At 62.1% G+C, this 17,601-nt stretch carries 17 protein-coding genes; 13 read left to right on the top strand and 4 right to left on the bottom strand.

From position 1 onward, the window contains the following. Nucleotides 1–11: 11 nt before the first annotated feature. Nucleotides 12–1,322, top strand: a complete 1,311-nt coding sequence (gene dprA / locus RQ865_RS03460) for a DNA-processing protein DprA (protein WP_311477561.1) — start codon at nt 12–14, stop codon at nt 1,320–1,322. A 66-nt stretch (nt 1,323–1,388) separates the two neighbouring features. Next, nucleotides 1,389–2,294 (top strand): tyrosine recombinase XerC, encoded by a 906-nt coding sequence (locus RQ865_RS03455; RefSeq protein ID WP_311477559.1) that lies wholly within the window; start codon nt 1,389–1,391, stop codon nt 2,292–2,294. A 75-nt stretch (nt 2,295–2,369) separates the two neighbouring features. Here RQ865_RS03455 and RQ865_RS03450 read toward each other — a convergent pair whose 3' ends face one another. Both RQ865_RS03450 and RQ865_RS03445 read right to left on the bottom strand, forming a co-directional pair. After that, nucleotides 2,370–3,782 carry a hypothetical protein gene (locus RQ865_RS03450; protein ID WP_311477557.1) on the bottom strand — a complete coding sequence of 471 codons (1,413 nt, stop codon included), beginning with the start codon at nt 3,780–3,782 and terminating at the stop codon, nt 2,370–2,372. Between the two features lie 66 nt (nt 3,783–3,848). Beyond that, on the bottom strand, nt 3,849–4,403 hold the full coding sequence (locus RQ865_RS03445; RefSeq protein WP_311477555.1) for a M23 family metallopeptidase: 555 nt from the start codon (nt 4,401–4,403) through the stop codon (nt 3,849–3,851). Between the two features lie 280 nt (nt 4,404–4,683). Between RQ865_RS03445 and rpsB the strand changes: the two genes are divergently transcribed. The 9 genes from rpsB to RQ865_RS03400 all read left to right on the top strand — a co-directional run bounded on the left by rpsB (nt 4,684) and on the right by RQ865_RS03400 (nt 11,273). Further along, nucleotides 4,684–5,526 (top strand): 30S ribosomal protein S2, encoded by an 843-nt coding sequence (gene rpsB, locus RQ865_RS03440; RefSeq protein WP_311477553.1) that lies wholly within the window; start codon nt 4,684–4,686, stop codon nt 5,524–5,526. Nucleotides 5,527–5,540: 14 nt separating this feature from the next. After that, the gene (tsf, locus tag RQ865_RS03435) at nt 5,541–6,395 is read left to right on the top strand and encodes a translation elongation factor Ts (protein ID WP_311477551.1); all 855 of its coding nucleotides are present in this window, start codon (nt 5,541–5,543) and stop codon (nt 6,393–6,395) included. A 186-nt stretch (nt 6,396–6,581) separates the two neighbouring features. Then, complete coding sequence (gene pyrH / locus RQ865_RS03430; protein ID WP_311477549.1) at nt 6,582–7,322, top strand: UMP kinase; 741 nt, start codon at nt 6,582–6,584, stop codon at nt 7,320–7,322. 59 nt (nt 7,323–7,381) lie between these two features. Then, the gene (locus tag RQ865_RS03425; RefSeq protein WP_311477548.1) at nt 7,382–7,882 is read left to right on the top strand and encodes a PACE efflux transporter; all 501 of its coding nucleotides are present in this window, start codon (nt 7,382–7,384) and stop codon (nt 7,880–7,882) included. A 41-nt stretch (nt 7,883–7,923) separates the two neighbouring features. Continuing rightward, nucleotides 7,924–8,478: a ribosome recycling factor gene (frr, locus tag RQ865_RS03420; protein WP_311477547.1), complete on the top strand. Its 555-nt coding sequence runs from the start codon at nt 7,924–7,926 to the stop codon at nt 8,476–8,478. Between the two features lie 21 nt (nt 8,479–8,499). Beyond that, nucleotides 8,500–9,435, top strand: a complete 936-nt coding sequence (locus tag RQ865_RS03415) for a phosphatidate cytidylyltransferase (protein WP_311477545.1) — start codon at nt 8,500–8,502, stop codon at nt 9,433–9,435. A gap of 23 nt (nt 9,436–9,458) precedes the next feature. After that, complete coding sequence (locus RQ865_RS03410) at nt 9,459–10,022, top strand: DivIVA domain-containing protein (protein ID WP_311477543.1); 564 nt, start codon at nt 9,459–9,461, stop codon at nt 10,020–10,022. Between the two features lie 145 nt (nt 10,023–10,167). Next, on the top strand, nt 10,168–10,854 hold the full coding sequence (locus RQ865_RS03405; protein WP_311477541.1) for a transglycosylase SLT domain-containing protein: 687 nt from the start codon (nt 10,168–10,170) through the stop codon (nt 10,852–10,854). A gap of 101 nt (nt 10,855–10,955) precedes the next feature. Then, entirely contained in the window at nt 10,956–11,273 is a 318-nt protein-coding gene (locus RQ865_RS03400) for a hypothetical protein (protein WP_311477539.1), read from the top strand. 16 nt (nt 11,274–11,289) lie between these two features. On the opposite strand, the gene RQ865_RS03395 is transcribed toward RQ865_RS03400, so the two are convergent. Together RQ865_RS03395 and RQ865_RS03390 are read right to left on the bottom strand one after the other, a co-directional pair. Continuing rightward, the gene (locus tag RQ865_RS03395) at nt 11,290–12,336 is read right to left on the bottom strand and encodes an AI-2E family transporter (RefSeq protein WP_311477538.1); all 1,047 of its coding nucleotides are present in this window, start codon (nt 12,334–12,336) and stop codon (nt 11,290–11,292) included. Beyond that, complete coding sequence (locus RQ865_RS03390; protein WP_311477536.1) at nt 12,336–13,937, bottom strand: hypothetical protein; 1,602 nt, start codon at nt 13,935–13,937, stop codon at nt 12,336–12,338. The genes RQ865_RS03395 and RQ865_RS03390 overlap by 1 nt, the downstream gene beginning before the upstream one ends. A 217-nt stretch (nt 13,938–14,154) precedes the next feature. On the opposite strand from RQ865_RS03390, the gene RQ865_RS03385 reads away from it, so the two are divergent. Continuing rightward, nucleotides 14,155–16,521 carry a hypothetical protein gene (locus RQ865_RS03385; protein WP_311477535.1) on the top strand — a complete coding sequence of 789 codons (2,367 nt, stop codon included), beginning with the start codon at nt 14,155–14,157 and terminating at the stop codon, nt 16,519–16,521. Continuing rightward, complete coding sequence (locus RQ865_RS03380) at nt 16,514–17,515, top strand: tetratricopeptide repeat protein (RefSeq protein ID WP_311477533.1); 1,002 nt, start codon at nt 16,514–16,516, stop codon at nt 17,513–17,515. Before RQ865_RS03385 ends, RQ865_RS03380 begins: the two co-directional genes overlap by 8 nt. Nucleotides 17,516–17,601: the final 86 nt, after the last annotated feature.

Here is a 17,601-nt window from a genome sequence, read left to right as displayed (position 1 = left end):
AAAGGACCATCATGCACGCTCAAACTCGGCAGTCTGATACCGAAGTGTTTCGCCGCGATGCAGCCCACGTGCTCGCCACCGCGCAGCCGCTTCTTGCCCCGCTACGCACACAGCTCGACACCATCGACCCGGCGACGCTATTTGCTCGCGTGTGCTGGTCGGCTGTCTGCGAACCCGGTGACCGAGCTGCCGGAACCCTGATCGCAGCACTCGGCCCCGAAGCGATATTCCCGCTTTTTGCCCGAAACGAGGCAGTGGTGGCCGAAGCGCTCAAAGAACGCCAGCTCACCGGTGAACACGACTGGTCGGCGGCAATTGCGCGCTGGCGGCCGCGGTTGCATCTCGAACGAATCTCTGCGGCCTGCCGTAATGCCGCCCAGGTGAACGCCAGGGTTGTGGTGCCCGGTGACGCAGCCTGGCCCACAGGGTTGGATGCGCTCGGTGATAGCCAGCCACACGCGCTGTGGGTTCGAGGTCGGCTCGAAGCGCTGGCAGCGTGCGGCAAGAGCGTCGCAATAGTCGGTGCCCGCGCCGCATCCAATTACGGTGTTGAAGCCGCAGCTGATCTCACCGCCGGATTGAGTGATCAGGGCTTCGCGATCGTTTCGGGCGGCGCCTACGGCATCGACGCTGCCGCTCATCGCACCGCGCTCGCAAGCGACGCGACAACTGTTGCCGTGCTGGCAGGCGGTGTTGACCGTCTCTATCCCGCCGCCCACCGCCAACTGTTCGCGCAAATCATTCACTCGGGTGCCGTGGTGTCAGAACTCATCGTCGGGCAGGCGCCCGAGCGCTGGCGCTTTATCCAACGCAATCGCATCATTGCGGCACTGGCAACCGTCACCGTCATCGTTGAAGCCGGACGACGTTCGGGCGCGCTCCACACCGCCCGCAGTGCCCTCGAAATCGGCAACCCGGTGGGTGCCGTACCCGGGCCGATTCACTCGGCAGCTTCGGCTGGATGCCACCAGCTCATTCGTGATGGGCTGGCACAGTTGATTACCGGCACCGAAGACACTGTGCAGCTGTGGCGTGAAAGTGCTGGGTTCGGCTGGTGCAGCCCCGAACTGCAAATCGACATTCCCGAGTCGGTGACCGACTCGCAACGCAGCGACCATGCCCGAGTGGCCACCGAGCACAGCGATGCTGCGCGCCGCATCTTCGACGCGCTGCGACCGCGAAGCACAAAAACGCCCGAGGCGCTCGCGGTGCACGCGGGAATGTCGATGCGTGAGGTGCGTGCCGCACTTGTCGAACTTGAGCTGAGTGGCTGGGCCGTGCAACACGATACCGGCTGGCGGCGTGGCAGCGGCGCACCGTGACCACTCGATGCACCGGCAACCGGTGGGTGCGGCGAGCACCACTGCAGAGGCTGTCACACTGGGGGTATGAGTTCGTTAGCCACCGCCATCGACGCCTACCTGCGGGCGCTCGATCTTGAACGGGGCCGCTCACCGCACACGATTCGCGCGATCGGTGGTGATCTGCGCCGATTTGCCGAGTTCGCAGCCGGGCAGGGGGCATCCGAGCTGGGAGAGCTGAGCCTCGAACTCTTTCGCGACTGGTTGTGGCACGAGTCTGAGCAGGGCCACGCTGCGAGCACCCTCGCCCGGCGGTCATCGAGCGCGCGCGGGTTCACCGCATGGTTGCGCACCAGTGGGCGCGGCGAAGATGTGGCGCGACGGCTTCGCTCGCCCAAGACCGGTAGATCGCTGCCACGCATGGTTTCGACCGACAATATGGCGGCAATTTTTGCGCAGCTGCGCGCCCGCAGCGCCACGGGCGACCCGGTGGCGCTGCGGGATGAAGCCATCGTTGAACTGCTCTACGCCACCGGTGTGCGCGTGAGCGAACTGTGCGGGTTGAACCTCGATTCGGTTGATTTTGAACGTCGCACGCTGCGGGTCATCGGTAAGGGCGATCGTGAACGGGTGGTGCCGTTTGGTGCCCCCTGCGCTGATGCTCTGGTGGATTGGTGCACGCGAGGTCGCCCCGAAATCGCAAATGATCGTTCGGGCGAGGCACTGTTTCTGGGTGCGAGAGGTGGCCGGCTCAATCCCCGAACCGTGTATGAACTGAGCCGACGTGAACTCGAACACTCGCCGGGTTCTGGGCCGGCGGGAGCACACACCTTCCGGCACACCGCAGCCACGCATCTGCTTGACGGTGGCGCTGATTTACGCAGCGTGCAAGAGCTGCTCGGTCACGCTAATCTCGGCACCACCCAGATCTACACGCATGTGTCGAGTGAGCGGTTGCGCGAAACCTACCGGAGGGCACATCCGCGCGCCTAGTGACCGCGGGCATCGGCTCGGGTCTCGCCGCAGTGTGCGAAAACCCGAGCCGATGGTGATGAGCTGCCGGTGTGGCTATCGGCCGCCCTCCGAGTCGGCAGCTGCGGCTCGACTGCGGGTGAGGGCATAACCGCCGAGTGCTATGAGTGTGAGTGCCAAACCCAGGGGCAGCATGATGCTGGCGGGGTCGAAGTTTGCGCCGGTTTCGGGCAGGTTCGAGTGTGCCGTATCGGTCGCGCGCTGTTTGGGTCGCTGTTCGGGCCCAACCACTGGCGCGTTCGTTTGTTGCGGTTCGACGTGACCGGTGGGTGTTGCAGTCGGTGCTGCCGGTGCGGTGGGTGTGGGCTTTTCGGTGGGCTTGATAGTAGCCGTCGGTTCCGCAGCGGCTGATTCATCCGGTGTGGCTGGTTCATTTGGTGTGGCTGACTCATCTGGTTCGGCGGGGTCGGGCTGTTCAGCCGCCTCTACCACCGGCGGTTCGGCAGGCTGTTCGGGCGCTGCGGTCACATCAGCTTCGTCGCTGTTCGGCTCGCTCGGTGGCGGCGAAGGCATCGGTGTGGCATCGGGTTCAACCTCGATTCGATGTTTCGGGAAATCATCCGCAGCGGCCACGATCAGCTGCGCATCGGTGGTGACCAGCGGGCGCACATCCGGTGACCAATAACCGGGCACATATTGCAGCTGGTAGCTGGCTGTCACCATCGTGGCGTCCGATGACCCTGTGACAATTCCGCCGCGGCTGCCGTCGGTTGCGGTCGCATCCGGCGCGGCGGCCAGAAGTGGTTCGGCAGCTATCTGCTCGTTCAGCGTGACGGTTGTGGCTGCGGTGAAGCTGCGCTGCTGGTTACCGTCGGTAAACTCGGCTCCCTCAAGCTCTACCCGCACTTCGGAGTGCTGTGGCGGTTGCGACACCTGCAAGTGCAGCTCGCCATCGATACGGCGCAGCTGCACCGATACCGAACCAGAAACCCGCACCGCGCGCAGGTGAGCGCCATCTGCCTTGAGCTGCGCGAAACGTGAACGCACTTGCGCCACCTCAGCTTCGGGTATGGCGTTCATGAGCGCACCGCTGTCGGCGCCGAAGTCTTCAAACACCTCCGGTTCGGCCAGATACCAGGCGTAGAGTGCGACGGCGGCAGTATCTCGCGCATCGGTCGAAGCTCCCAGGGTTGCTATCGCCCAGTGCAGCCGGGCACGATCATCCTCGGTCATAGCAGTGAGGGGTTCGGGAAGCGGTTCGTCGGCGGGCAACTCGCGCGTTTCATTACCCACCGGTGATGGTTGGGTGAGCTGCACACAGTAGGCGTGCGCACCTTGGTAGCTCAATGCCGCGGTGAGTCCGTAACCGGGGCCGCGCTCAGCGGCGAACGACGGGCTCGCACCGAGCCACACAAATAGCGGAGTGGCGAACAGGATCGAGATAGCGAAAACGACGACGCTGACCGGGCGGTTAATCCGCACCGGGGCACGGTCACAGGTGCTAGACACGGGCAATTCCTTTCAATTGGGGCGGTATCAGAACGAAACTTGGTAGCTGCGGGCCGTTTGAGCGGTCTAGTTGTGCAGCGGCAGCAGCACCGCACGCGGTGGGCGGCCGAGCAGTGTTAGTGGGTCGAGGTAGTCGTCACCGATCCGGGCTCCCAGATGCAGCCCGCCATTTGGCTGATGCGTGGGATGCGTCGCAACTTTGCCGATCGGTTGTCGGGCTGTAACCTGCTGGCCGCGGCGAAGGTCGCTCGTCACCGGTTCATAGGTGGAGATCAGCCCGTCGGGGTGCTGGATGGATAGCACCGGTCGGTCTACCACCTTCCCGACGAAACGAACCGTGCCATCGGCAACCGCGAACACGGGAGTTTCTGGTGCTGCCGCCAGATCGATACCGCGGTGCCCTGCCGCATAGCGATGGGGGAGATCGAACGCGCGGGTGACGCGAGCGGGCTGCGGCACCGGCCACTGCCAGCGGGCAGCCGAGACCTCGTGTTGGCTCGGTGCGTTGGTCGCCGCTCTAGCTTCGGCAGAGAACGCGAGTTGTGGTGGCGAAAGACAAAAACACAGCGCCAGTGCGCACCAGACAGCGCCGGCGAGACGGGTGTGGTTTGAGAAGTGCATGCCGCAAAGCGTGACCGAAATCTTGCCGCAGCGGGTGAGCGGTCGAACTCTCTGTGGGAAACACAGTTTCCACAGCCCCTGCGGGCGCGCTAGAATCGACCCAGCAGTTCGCCCCGGCGAGCTGACTTCGCGTGTTCAGAAAGTGTCGTTACCAACGGTCTCATGCGCATAGCGTCTGAGTGGTGACGGCATTGGACACCAGGATTCCCGGTGCAACCGGGAGTAGTAACCGCATCGGCGCATCCTGTGATGCGCCCAAAACAACAAGGAGAGAACGACCATGGCAGTCGTTTCAATGCGTCAGCTGCTTGACGCCGGTGTGCACTTTGGCCACCAGACCCGTCGCTGGAACCCCAAGATGAAGCGCTTCATTTTCACCGAGCGCTCGGGTATCTACATCCTCGACCTGCAGCAGTCGCTTGCCTACATCGACAAGGCATATGACTTCGTGAAAGAGACCGTCGCGCACGGCGGCACCATTCTGTTCGTGGGCACCAAGAAGCAGGCCCAGGAAGCAATTGCCGAGCAGGCAACCCGCGTCAACCAGCCCTACGTTAACCAGCGTTGGCTTGGTGGTCTGCTCACCAACTTCCAGACCGTGCAGAAGCGTCTCAACCGCCTCAAAGAACTCGACATGGTCGATTTCGACGACACTTCGAGCGGATACACCAAGAAAGAACTGCTCATCCAGCGTCGTGAGCGCGACAAACTCGAAAAGACTCTGGGCGGTATCCGCAACATGAGCCGCACCCCCTCGGCTATCTGGATCGTCGACACCAATAAAGAACACCTCGCGGTCGACGAAGCCAAGAAGCTCGGCATCCCGGTGGTCGCCATCCTCGACACCAACTGCGACCCCGATGATGTTGACTACCCGATTCCCGGTAACGACGACGCCATTCGCTCGGTGGCCCTGCTCACCCGCATCGTGGCTGACGCTGCGGCTGAGGGCCTGATGAAGCGCCACCAGAAGGACGGCGAAACTGGCGAGGCTGCCGAGCCCATGGCCGAGTGGGAGCTCGAACTGCTCAAGCAGGGCGAGGCCGCTCAGGAGCCGGCAACCGAAACCCCCGAGACTGAAACCGCGACCGAGGCTGCTGCCGCGGCCGACGAAACCAAGTAGGGAGACCAACTTTTATGGCGAACTTCACGATTGCTGACGTTAAGGCGCTGCGCGAACAGCTCGGCACCGGCCTGACCGACACCAAGAAGGCGCTCGAGGAAGCTGACGGCGACCTCGAAAAAGCCACTGAAATCCTGCGCCTTAAGGGTGCAAAGGGTAACGCCAAGCGCGCTGACCGCTCGGCCGCTGAGGGTCTGATTGCCGTTAAAGACAACGGCAACGGCACCGCAACCATCATCGAACTCAACTGCGAAACCGACTTCGTTGCCAAGGGCGACAAGTTCATCGAACTGGCTAACCAGGTGCTTGAAGCCGCTGCCGCTGCCGGCGCCGCTGACGCTCAGGCCGCGCTTGCCGCGCCGGCCGGTGACAAGACCGTTGCCGAGCTGATCGACGAGGTTGCTGCGGTTATCGGCGAGAAGTTCGAACTTCGCAACGTCCGCCTCGTTAAGGGCGACAAGTTCGACATCTACCTGCACTACACCTCGAAAGACCTGCCCCCGCAGGTTGGTGTGGTTGTTGGTTACGAGGGTGACGACACCGAAACCGCACACGGTATCGCGCAACACATCGCCTTCGCAAACCCCTCGTATCTCAACCGTGACGACGTGCCGCAGGACGCGATCGACAGCGAGCGTCGCGTTGTTGAAGAGATCACCCGTGCCGAGGGTAAACCCGAAGCTGCACTGCCGAAGATTGTCGAGGGTCGCCTCGGTGCCTTCTTCAAGCAGATCGTGCTGAACGAGCAGGAATATGCTCGTGACCCGAAGTTCACGATTGCTCAGGTTGCCGACAACGCCGGTATCAAGGTCATCGACTTCGCACGCCTCAAAGTTGGCGCTGGCGTCGAGACCGCCGACGAAGCGTAAATCTGTCACTACCGGCCGGAAGGGGATGTTCTGCAGAACATCCCCTTCCGCCGTTAGGAGTGCGAACACATTGCCTACCGCTAGCTGAACAAGCGGCTCGGAACTACTGGGTAGGCTCAAAAAAAGAACCCCTGCGGAGCGTGTCTTTACCGGCAGCACGAACCCGCGGCGCAACAAAGGAGATCTATGTCGATCAATGGCAAACGTCGGCGCGTCATGTTGAAGCTCTCGGGCGAAGCGTTCGGTGGTGGGAAACTCGGTGTTGATCCGACCACATTGCGTGCGATCGCCCAGGAGATCGCGAGCGCGGTGCAGGAAGTGGAGGTCGCGATTGTGGTTGGCGGTGGTAACTTCTTCCGTGGCGCGCAGCTGGCCGATGCCGGGATGGATCGCAGTCGCGCTGACTACATGGGGATGCTCGGCACCGTCATGAACGCGCTTGCGCTGCAAGACTTCCTTGAGCAGGCGGGAGCTCCCACGCGCGTGCAGTCGGCCATCGAGATGCGGCAGGTGGCCGAGCCGTATATTCCGTTGCGGGCCGAGCGACACATGCAAAAGGGTCGCGTGGTGGTGTTCGGTGCCGGCGCTGGGTTGCCATACTTCTCGACCGACACTGTCGCGGCGCAGCGGGCACTGGAAATCCATGCCGATGTCATGCTCGTCGCCAAAAATGGTGTCGACGGTGTCTACACCGCCGATCCTCGCGCAGATGCCGACGCAAAACTCATCCGCAAGATCTCATACCAGGATGCGCTGCAGCGCGGCCTGAAAGTGGTTGATTCAACCGCGTTCAGTCTCTGCAAAGACAACAACATGTCAATGCGAGTGTTTGGGATGCAGCCTGAGGGCAATATCGATCAGGCGATTCGCGGTGCCGATATCGGCACGCTGGTGTCGAACTCGGTCACGGCAACCGAGACGCTCTAAGTTGGCGCACCGAGGTCGGCGATTCTGTGCAACTGCTGGCCTCGGGGTGCGATCGAGCCATGATCTATTCACTGCAGGGGGTAACCCGCCGCATCGTCTATGTGGCGGCGTACGAGCTGATCGCGCTCACGCTCACCACCGGTTACATGATGCTGATGGGCCAAGACCTGGCAGCCTCAGCAATTGCCAGTGCCGCTGTTTCACTCACCGCGGTGATCTGGAATCTCGTGTTCAACTGGCTGTTTGAGCGCGGGGAAGCGCGGCAATCGCGGCGCGGTCGCAGCATGGGGCGACGCGTTCTGCACGCGGTGGGTTTCGAAGGCGGCCTGGCCCTGATTATCGTGCCGTTTTTTGCGCTGTGGTTCGGCATTTCGCTCTGGGAAGCGCTGGTGCTGGAAGCGGGCGTGCTCGTCTTCTTCCTCATCTACACCTATATGTTTGCGTGGGCGTTTGATCAGCTTTTTGGCCTGCCCGCGTCGGCCCAGCCGCATCCGAATGTCGGTTCGGTATCGCCAAATGACGCTGCCGAGCCGGCCAATGACTCGGCGCGGTGTTCGTAATGACTAGGATGGCTTCATCCGCTGCAGCGAAAGGAAAATCAGTGATCTCCGACATTCTTGCCGAGGCTAAAGACAAGCTTGAAGGTGCCGTTCAGCACGCCATGGATGAATTTGGCAACATCCGCACTGGCCGCGCCAACCCCGGCCTGTTCGACAAGATTCCGGTCGACTATTACGGCACCCCGACCCCGATCGGTCAGCTCGCCTCGCTGCAAGTTCCCGAAGCCCGGATGCTCGTTATCACTCCCTACGACAAGTCGGTGATTAAAGAGATCGAGAAGGCAATTGTTGCGCAGCCGAACCTGGGCGTGAACCCCACCAACGACGGCAATTTGATCCGCGTGGTGATGCCCGAACTCACCAAGGAGCGTCGCCAAGAGTACGTGAAGCTCGCGCGCGACCGTGCTGAAGAGGCGCGCATCGCCGCCCGCAACGTGCGACGCAAGGCAAAGACCGATCTTGAGGCGCTCGAGGGTGAGATCAGCGACGACGAAATCGCCCGCGCCGAGAAAGAACTCGACAAGATCACCAAACAGTACGTCGACCGGATTGACGATGCGTTGAAGGCTAAAGAAGCCGACCTGCTTGAGGTTTAGTCACCGAACTGGACGGTTTTCGTGAGCGCACCCGAGATGAACCGCAGCCCGTTTTCGGGCGAGCGGCAGCGAATCGCTGCTCGGGTGCGCTCGTTTAATTCGCGCGTTAACGAGCGCAGTGGTCGTGATCTGTTCAAGGCCACCGCGGTGGGAGTGGGACTGATTGGGTTGATGACCGTCAGTCTGGTGTTTGATAAGCGCTGGTTTGTGCTGGTGGGAACCGGGTTTGTGCTCGCACTGGTGGTAGAGCTTATTACCGCGATGCGTAGCGCCGGGCTGTACGTGCCGCGTGTTCCGTCGGCGCTGGTACCTATTGGTGTGGTGCCGCTGGGTTATTTTTATGGGCCGTCATGGCAGTGGGCTGGACTGCTGCTCGGGCTGCTGCTGGTGAGCGTGTGGCGGCTGGCTGCAAGTTGGTTTGACTCGTCGCTACCCAGGGGGCGAGGCCTCGGGCGCGATCTGTCTTCGAGCGCATTCGTGCAGCTGTACCTGACCTTTTTGGGGTCGTTTACCGTGCTGCTGGCGGCGCAACCGCGTGGTGAGCTGTGGGTGTTGACCTTCGGGGCTGTGGTCGTGTGCGTGGATACCGGGGCCTATATGTTCGGGATGCGCTTCGGGCGCACGCCGCTGGCGCCGCGCATCAGCCCAAGTAAAACCTGGGAAGGAATTATCGGCGGTGGGATCGCGGCCATGGTGGTCGCGGTGATCGCCTGCGCGTTCATCCTCGATCTGCCGTGGTGGTTTGGTCTCATCATGGGGCCGATGCTGACGATCACGGCGGTGGCGGGCGATCTCACCGAGTCGATGGTAAAGCGCGACCTGGGGATTAAGGATATTTCGAATTGGCTGCCGGGCCACGGTGGATTCTTTGACCGTTTCGACTCGATGTTGCCGTCGGGGGCGATGGCTTTTGCGCTGTATTTTTGGTCGGCACCGCTGATGCAAGTGAACGCCTAGCGAGGAATGGCACAATAGGAACCGTGACGAATCAAACCCCGTTTCCCACCGCGCCCCGTGGTGAGCTCGGTTACGACCGTGAAGAGGTCGACCGGGCGCTGCGAGTGGCTCGCGAACGCTATGAGAATTTTGACAACGGCTCGGGCGGTAAGCGCCTGACCGCGAAGAGTATCCGTCACACAGCTTTTACCATGCGCAAGCGTGGCTATTCAGCTCCGCACGTGGATGCGGCGCTCGAGCGGCTCGAGGATGCGGTAGCGGTGCGCGAACGCGAAGAACGTGTCGCCCAGCTTGGACGCCAACAGTTTGACTCTGAGGTGAAGGAAGCCGCTCGCGCAGTGCTGAAGCGTGTGCAGCGCGAAAAGGGAGAGCGGTTCCGTCGAGTGTCGGTGCTGCAGCGTGGCTACTCGGTGGATGAGGTTGACGAGTTTTGTGATCAGATCGACCAGTTTCTGCGCGGCAAACAACCTATGACGCTGCGCCAGGCGCGCGGGGTGGCGTTCACTTCGAAGCGTCGCGGTTACGACGAGGGTCAGGTTGATCTGTTGATTGACGCACTCGTCGATGTGATGCTCGCGATTCGCTAACGCGGCCGAGCGGTATTTGTGTCGACAGGGTGCATCCGCGGCACTGCATCCTGGGAGTTTCCCTCCGGCCGCTACCGTTCCGTTGTTATTTCGTGACCTTTCCGTTACCGTTGATGCTATTGCTCCCAAACGGAAGGTGACCAAAATGAGCCAGCTGCAGCGTACCGGTGCCACCCGAGCTGCGCGTCCTGCTGCTCTCACTGCGGCCCGCCGCAACCGCATGATTGCAGGCTCGATTGGTGCTTGCGTGACTGCCGGTATCGCCCTGACGGCGATTTTCCACACCAACGCGCCCGCCCCCACCGCACAGGCAGTTGAGCTGCCTTCGGTAGCAGAGATTTCTGCGGCGAACTCGCAGTCGTACCAGTCGAACCTCGGCGCGGTGGTGCCGGTTGAGCGCAAAGAAAAGGTCAGCACCGAGCTTGAACCTGAGCCCACTCCCGAGCCCGAACCCGAGCCTGAGCCGGTAGCGTCCGACTCGGGTGAGTCGACCGCAGACAGCGGCAACTCGAGTCAGGAGCCGGCTGAACCGTCGCATGTTCCCTACAGTGGCGGCGGATCGAAGAGCGAGTGGATGGCCGCCGCGGGTATTCCCGAAGATCAGTGGGGTGCCGCCGACGCGCTCATCTCACGCGAGTCGGGCTGGAACCCAGACGCCGTGAACCCATACAGCGGTGCCTGCGGTCTGGTGCAGGCGCTACCCTGCAGCAAGATTCCGGGCCAATGGAACAACCCGGTTGACGCTCTGCGCTGGGGTAACGGCTATGTGAATTCGCGCTACGGCAGCTGGAATGCCGCGCTTGCCCACAGTAACGCCAACGGCTGGTACTAAGCCGTAACCTAAGAAGTGTTGGTTCGGGCACAGCAATGCTGTGCCCGAACCTCTTTTGTATGCCCGAATGCTTGTGCTACCGCCCCATTACACTGGAAGCTATGTCAGCGCAGCGTAACCGGTCGGGCCGCGGCAGCCGGCGACGCCACAATAAGTGGCACACCGAACCCGAACCCCTCGACATTGGCCGCATCCGGGGCGCAATGCGGCGCACCGAGGCACGTCACGGGGCCGAATGGACGGTGCAACCAATCCGCGCTGAGCGTGCACAAAAGCCCTACCGGTGCCCGGGCTGCGGGCGTGAAGTGGGTATTGGGGTGGCACATGTGGCCGTGTGGCGTGCCGACAGCATCATGGGAGATGAATCGGCACTGGCCGATCGCCGGCACTGGCACACTCCGTGCTGGCAGCGCTGGTAGTGCGACCGGTGCGACGCTAGCGTTCGTCCTGTACCGGGATGATGACCTCTTCGACGATGATCATGATGCTCGCCGCCACCGGGATAGCGATGAGAGCGCCGAGCAGACCCAGCAGCGTACCGCCGGTGAGCGCCGCAATCACCACGATAGATCCGGGCACCTTCACCGCTGAAGACATGATGCGCGGCGACAGCACATACGCTTCGATCTGCATATACACGAGGTAGTAAATCGCACAGATCCACCACACCGAAGATTCGGGTGTGGCTAGCAGCAGCTGTGCGATGACGATGAGCGCGGAGGCAGAGATCGTACCGACCATCGGAATGAGAGACCCGAGAAATGCCAGCACCGCGAACACCATCGGCATGGATGCATCAATGATGGTCAGGAAGATGAACGACAGCACACCGTTGACTGCAGCGAGCCCGATCTGGCCCATCACATACTTACCAACCGAACCAGTAACCTTTTCGGTGATGCGTGCCACGGTGGCTCGTTTTGAGCCTGGCGTGAGCCGGTAAAACGCCCGCTTGAGCGAGTTCATGCTGGTGATGAAGTAGGTCATCAGAATGAACACGATCATTGCGCCGAACAAGCCGTTAACGATGCCCACGCCCACCTGCAGCACACCGCCGGTGATGGCCCCGGCATTTTTCTGCAGCCAGGCGGTGCCCTCGGCAATCACCTTGTTGATATCGAGCAGTGGGAAAGTGTTGCGCGCCCACTCAGCGATATTCGAGTTGATGAGGTCGTTCAGGATGGCGCCGTAGCGCACACCGATCTCATTCACCTGTTCTGATACCGAGGGCACGATGGCCCACACCACGAGCGCCACCGCTCCCGCGACGAACACAATTGTTGCCAGCATTGCCAGCGGTCGCGGCCAGCGGCGGCGCTCGAGCCATGCGATCAGCGGTTCAAACCCCAGCGCCAGAAACAGTGCAGCACCGATATAGGTGAGCACAGTCGATAGCGACGAGAGCATGCCGGCGAGAAAGACCGCCAGCAGCACACCGATCGCACCGAAAAATCCGACGCGGACGGGGTTCTCGATCTGCATTATGACTTTTTAGTCTTGGTGGGTTCGGAGTCGTTTTGAGCTGCCGGCTCGGAAGGTTTGGCTGACTGCTGTGGGGTTGGAATATTGAGCTGTTGGAAAACTGCGCGCATCTGGTCAAGATAGCCGATAACCTCGTCGCGTTCATCTTGCAACTCGCGAAGACGACGTTCGGCGTCGGCAGTTTGGGCGCGGCTGCGCTCTTCGAACTCGCGGGCGCGCTCGCGTGCCTGGCGGTTTGCCTGCTCGAGCAGGGTTGCGGCGCGACGTTCGGCCGACTCGATTGTTTCTTGCGCTCGGGCGCGAGCGTCGGCTGAGACTTTGTTCGATTCGCGTCGCACCTGTTCGCTGCGCTGGTTGAGATCGGCCAGCTGTTCGGTGGCCTCGTCAATCATGCGCTTAGCTGCAGCCTCGGCGTTGCGTCCGGCAGCGACCAGTTGCTTCTCAAGTTCGTTTCGCTTGGTGGTTAGCTCAACTTCTTGCTTCGAGCGTGCCTCTGCCAGCTCGCGCATGACCGTTTCGCGCTGTTCACTCAGCTCGGCGTTGAGTCGGGTGCGCAGTTCGTTCTGTTCGCGTTCGAGGGCGTGGTGCACTTCGTCGCTTTCGAGTTCGGCCTGGGCACGCAGATCGGCTGCCTCTCGTTCGGCGATCTCACGCAGCGCGGCGGTTTCACGCTCGGCCTGTTCGCGCAGCGACTGCGCTTCCGACTCTGCCTCGGTGCGCAGGCGGGTCAGCTCGGCGTTGAGCGTTTCGCGAGCGGTGCTGGTTTCGCGGTCGAAACGAGTTTGGGCTTCGCTGAGCTCTTTCTCTTGCTGGTGGCGACGCTGCGCCAGCTCGTTCTCAAGCTCGGCGCGGCGTTCAATGAGGTCGCGCTTGAGGGCTTCGCGGCCCTGCTCAACTTCGGCGGTGCCGGTGAGGCGAAACTCTTCGAATGTGCGCTGCTGTTCGGCGAGCTTGGCGAGCGATTCGGCCAGCTCGGTTTCGTGCTTCTGACGCTGCCGGGCGATTTCTTCGTTGACGGCGGCACGGGCGGCAGCGATTTCGCGGTCGGTTGAGTGCCGACGCTCGCGCAGTTCAGCGGTGATCTGGTTTTTGACCGACTCAATTTCGCTCTCTTGGTTTTGGCGGGTGAGTTCGGCTTCCTGGGTGGCGTTTTCGACGAGCTGGTCGGCGGTCGACTGTGCCTCGGCCTGAATGCGACGGGCGGATGCGTCAGCCTCGCCGGTCACACGTTCGGAATAGTCGTTGGCGTCTTGCTGCACTTTGAGTGCGTTCTGGCGTGCCTCGCTCAGCAGGCGATCGGCTTCACGGTTGGCATCTGCGATGAGTCGGGCCGCCTGCTCTTCAGCCGTGGCGAGCGTACCGGCAAGTCGGGTGCCAAGGCCCGCATAGGTGGGAGCATCGTTCTCTTTGAGTGCCTGCTGTAGTTCGGAGTTGCGCTTGGTGAGTCGCTGGAGTTCGTTCTCGCGATCCCGCAGCATGCGGGAAGCCTGCTGTGACTCGTTTTCAAGCTGTTTAATGCGCTGCTTGAGCTGCGCGATTGCCTCGTCTACCTCTTCACGGATGTACCCGCGCATCGCAATGGTGAAATTGAAGTCATCCACTCGAATCAAACCTCCCGGTAAAGTTGCCGACGCCGTGCGTCTACGCTCGGGCAAGAGCCTAGTGTGCCCCCGTAACCCGAAATTTACATATCGAAAAAAGTGGCCGTGGCCGGCCGTATTGACCTTCTGCCCAGGTGAAAACAGGGTGCTGGTTTAAAATTGAGCACCCGTTCGGTAACCAAGAGTTGGGCAATCGGTCGGATACGGAGGAGAACTGGTGCGATTTATTCTGTCTGCGCTTGCGGCGGTGGCCGGTGCCGTGCTGTTGACGATTGGTCTGATGCAGTTCTCGGAGGCAGCCGCTATTGATTCGATTACTGCCAGTGGCGAATCGCAGTCTGATGCGCCGGTGCTGGTACTTGATGAAAAGGTGCTGTCGTCACACGCCGGCGCCCAGTCGATCAAGATTTCCGGTGACGGCAAGATTGCTGTAGCCATCGGTCGCACCAGTGATGTGCGCGGTTGGGTTGGCGAGGCCAAACACGATGTCATCAGCCTCGGCCCGAGCGCTGATGGCCATGCCGACCAAGAAGCTTTGGAGTTTACCTCCGCCGGTTCCGAAACCAAGGTGCCGAATCCTCTCAATAGCGATCTGTGGATCGAAACCATCGAGGGTGATGGTGAACTGACGATTAACACCGTTGTCGCACCCGGCTACTCGATGCTGATTGCGAGCGATGGTGCGCATCCGGCACCGTCGAAAGTGGCAATCACTTGGCCGTTCGGAGGGTACGCTCCGCTGTCGGGGCCGCTGATTGTCTCGGGCGCGGTGCTGCTGGTGGTGGCTGGGCTGCTGCTGTGGTGGGCGCTGGCCGCGCGTCGACGCGCGCAACGCCGCCAGGTGGTTGCGCCGGTGGTGCCGGTCGAAAAGGCCGAAGTAGCGGAGCAGGCAGAGGCTGCTGGTGAGGGCGACGAATGGTCGGCCGTGCACTGGGACGAACAGGTGGCGGCCAGCGAAATCGCCGAAGCCGAGACCGCGCGGCGCGATCACGAGATCGATATCGAACTTGAGTCAACCCCCGACCTCGATCTGTCCACACCCTTCCAGCCACGCGATGCTGCCGAAGAGCCGCTGCCGACTTCAGAAATCCCGATCATTCGCGATACTGAGCCGGTAGCTCATGACTGGCACGAGGCATCGCAGCACCACGATGCCGAGCCGGTCGCGTCGGTATCCGATCCGGTCGTGGTCGACGAGCCGGTCGCGTCGGTATCCGAACCGGTCGTGGTTGACGAACCGGATACGCCGCAGTGGCAGCGAGCCGACGAGTTGTTTGGTCACACCGCATCCCCCGTGGCTGGAGTGGCACTGCCGACCATACCCGAGGCCAACACTGAGCCGCAGCCGCCCGCTCAACCGGAGCCGCCCGCTCAGCCTCAGCCTACCTTCGCACCAGAACCGGTTGTTGATAAGCCCGCCGAACCGACGCCCGACGATGAAGACTCGAAGTGGAAGCGTCCCCGCGGTCGCAATCGCTCGCACGCACCCAAACAGGTGTTCTTCGTCGCGCCCGTGCTGCTGGCGGGCGCCCTCGCGCTGGCCGGCTGCGCGCCGCAATACTGGCCGCAGACCTGGACAGGCACCGAAATCGCCCCCACCGGCACCCCCACATCCGAGGCGGATGCGGCCATCATGGACGAGGGCGCTCACTATCCGGTGCTCTCGGTTGAACGTGCCGACAAGATCATTGCCGATGCCGGCGCACTCGCTAAAGAAGCCGATAAGCAGCTCGACGCCAAACTGCTCGAATCGCGCTTTGCCGGCGACGCGCTCGCCGAGCGCCAGGCACTGTATAAGGCACAGCGCGCCGACGGTGAGCTACCCGGGCCGGTGCCGTTCCCAACCGGCAAGGTCGCGTATCTGGTGCCGGATGCGAAACAGGATTGGCCGCGCACGGCTTTTGCTGTGATTAACGCCACCTCTGATGGCCTGGCCGATGCCGTACCGTTCGGTGCGGTGCTGGTGCAGCAGACTGCGCGCGAGGGATATCGCATCACCTCGCTGGTGCAGCTCGAGCCCGGTGTTGAACTGCCCGAAGCGGCACCCGTTGAGATCGGTGCCACACCGCTATCGCAACTGGTTGACGGGCTCGCCCACAAACCCGACCAGATTGCTGCAGAATACGCCGACATCATCAGCAAGGGCGACAAGTCGGAGCACGCCGAGAAGTTCGCTGCCGACAACGATTCGCTCCGCAAACAGGTAAACGATGCCTATCGCAAGAGCGAGCGTGACGGCGTCGACGCACAGGTCGCCAAACTCGACTTCAGCTATTCGGCAAGCGACACAAAGCCGGTCGGAGTGACCACACTTGACGGTGGCGCAATTGTTGCCGTCTCAATTCGCGAATCCGAAAGGCTCAGCGCCGTCAACGACCGCTCGCGTATCTCGGTAGCCGGCCGCACCGCTGCCCTTGCTGGCAAAGACAATTCAGAGTTTGGTTTCGAGCGGGTTTATACCGATCAGCTTCTGTTCTACATCCCCTCGGAAAAATCTGGTGGCAAGGTGATGTTCCTTGGTGCCTCGCAGGCGATGACCGGTGCCCGTGAACTTACAAAGGATGAGGTAAATACCAATGGCTGACGACCAGGCAAACGACGGTTCAACTCCGATTGCAGGCAGCGGGGGAGCGGTCGATCTGAGCACACTCGCTGGCGCTGCCGGGGCACAGCAACCTCAGCCCGCCCGGGCCGGATCTTCTCACACATCCGAGCCGCAGCCGGCTGACGCCGCCCCGTCGGTAGGTCAACCCGGTGCCCCGCAGCAGATTCCGCTGCCCGATGTTGTTATCGAGGGCTCCGACACCGAACTCGAACAGTTTGCACAGCTGTCGACCGTGCTGCCAGTGCTGGTGCAGATGCACGCCAGCTGGTCGCACGAGTCGAGCGAACTCGTGCCCGTGCTCGAGCAGGTGGTTCGCGCCGCGAACGGCCGCATTGCGCTGCTGCGCATCGACCTCGACGAGCATCCGCATCTGGGTCGGCAGCCGCAAACTCTCGCGCTTTTTGCCGGTCAGCCCATGCCGCTGTTTAACGGCAACCCGCCACGCGAGCAGATCGAGCAGCTCGTGGCTGAGCTGATTCAAGCGGCCACCCAGCGCGGAATGACCGCAACTATTGCGGCCGGTGCCTCACCGGCTGCGCCGGCTGCCGAACCCGAGCTGCCACCGCTGCACCAGGCTGCCCGCGACGCGCTTGAGCGTGGCGACATTGCCGCCGCCCAGCAGGCGTATGAGCAGGCTCTCGCCGAACAGCCCGGCGACAATGCTGCCCGCACCGGCCTCGCGCAGGTGCGACTACTGGGACGATTGCAGGGGAAGACGCTCGCCGAGATTCGTGAGCGTGCCGCCGAGAACCCGAACGACCTTGCATCGCAGCTTGAGGTTGCCGATCTCGATCTGTCGGGAGGGCATGTCGATGACGCCTGCAACCGGTTGCTGGCGCTGTTTAACAGCGTGGCTGCCGAAGGTAAGACGGCGATTCGCGAGCGGTTGCTCGAATACTTCGAAGTGGTTGGTAACGAGGATGCACGTGTGCAGCGGGCACGCCAGCAACTGACGAACCTGCTGTTTGCGTAGTTCGTTACCGAACGTCGCGGGGCCGGTTACGCATCCAGATGCGTAACCGGCCCCGTTGTTTGTGCGGTCAGCTGCCGGCCGGTTGC

Origin of the sequence: uncultured Gulosibacter sp., from assembly GCF_963509965.1 — a bacterium.
Taxonomy (GTDB): domain Bacteria; phylum Actinomycetota; class Actinomycetes; order Actinomycetales; family Microbacteriaceae; genus Gulosibacter.
This window is presented reverse-complemented; position numbering and strand designations above follow the sequence as displayed.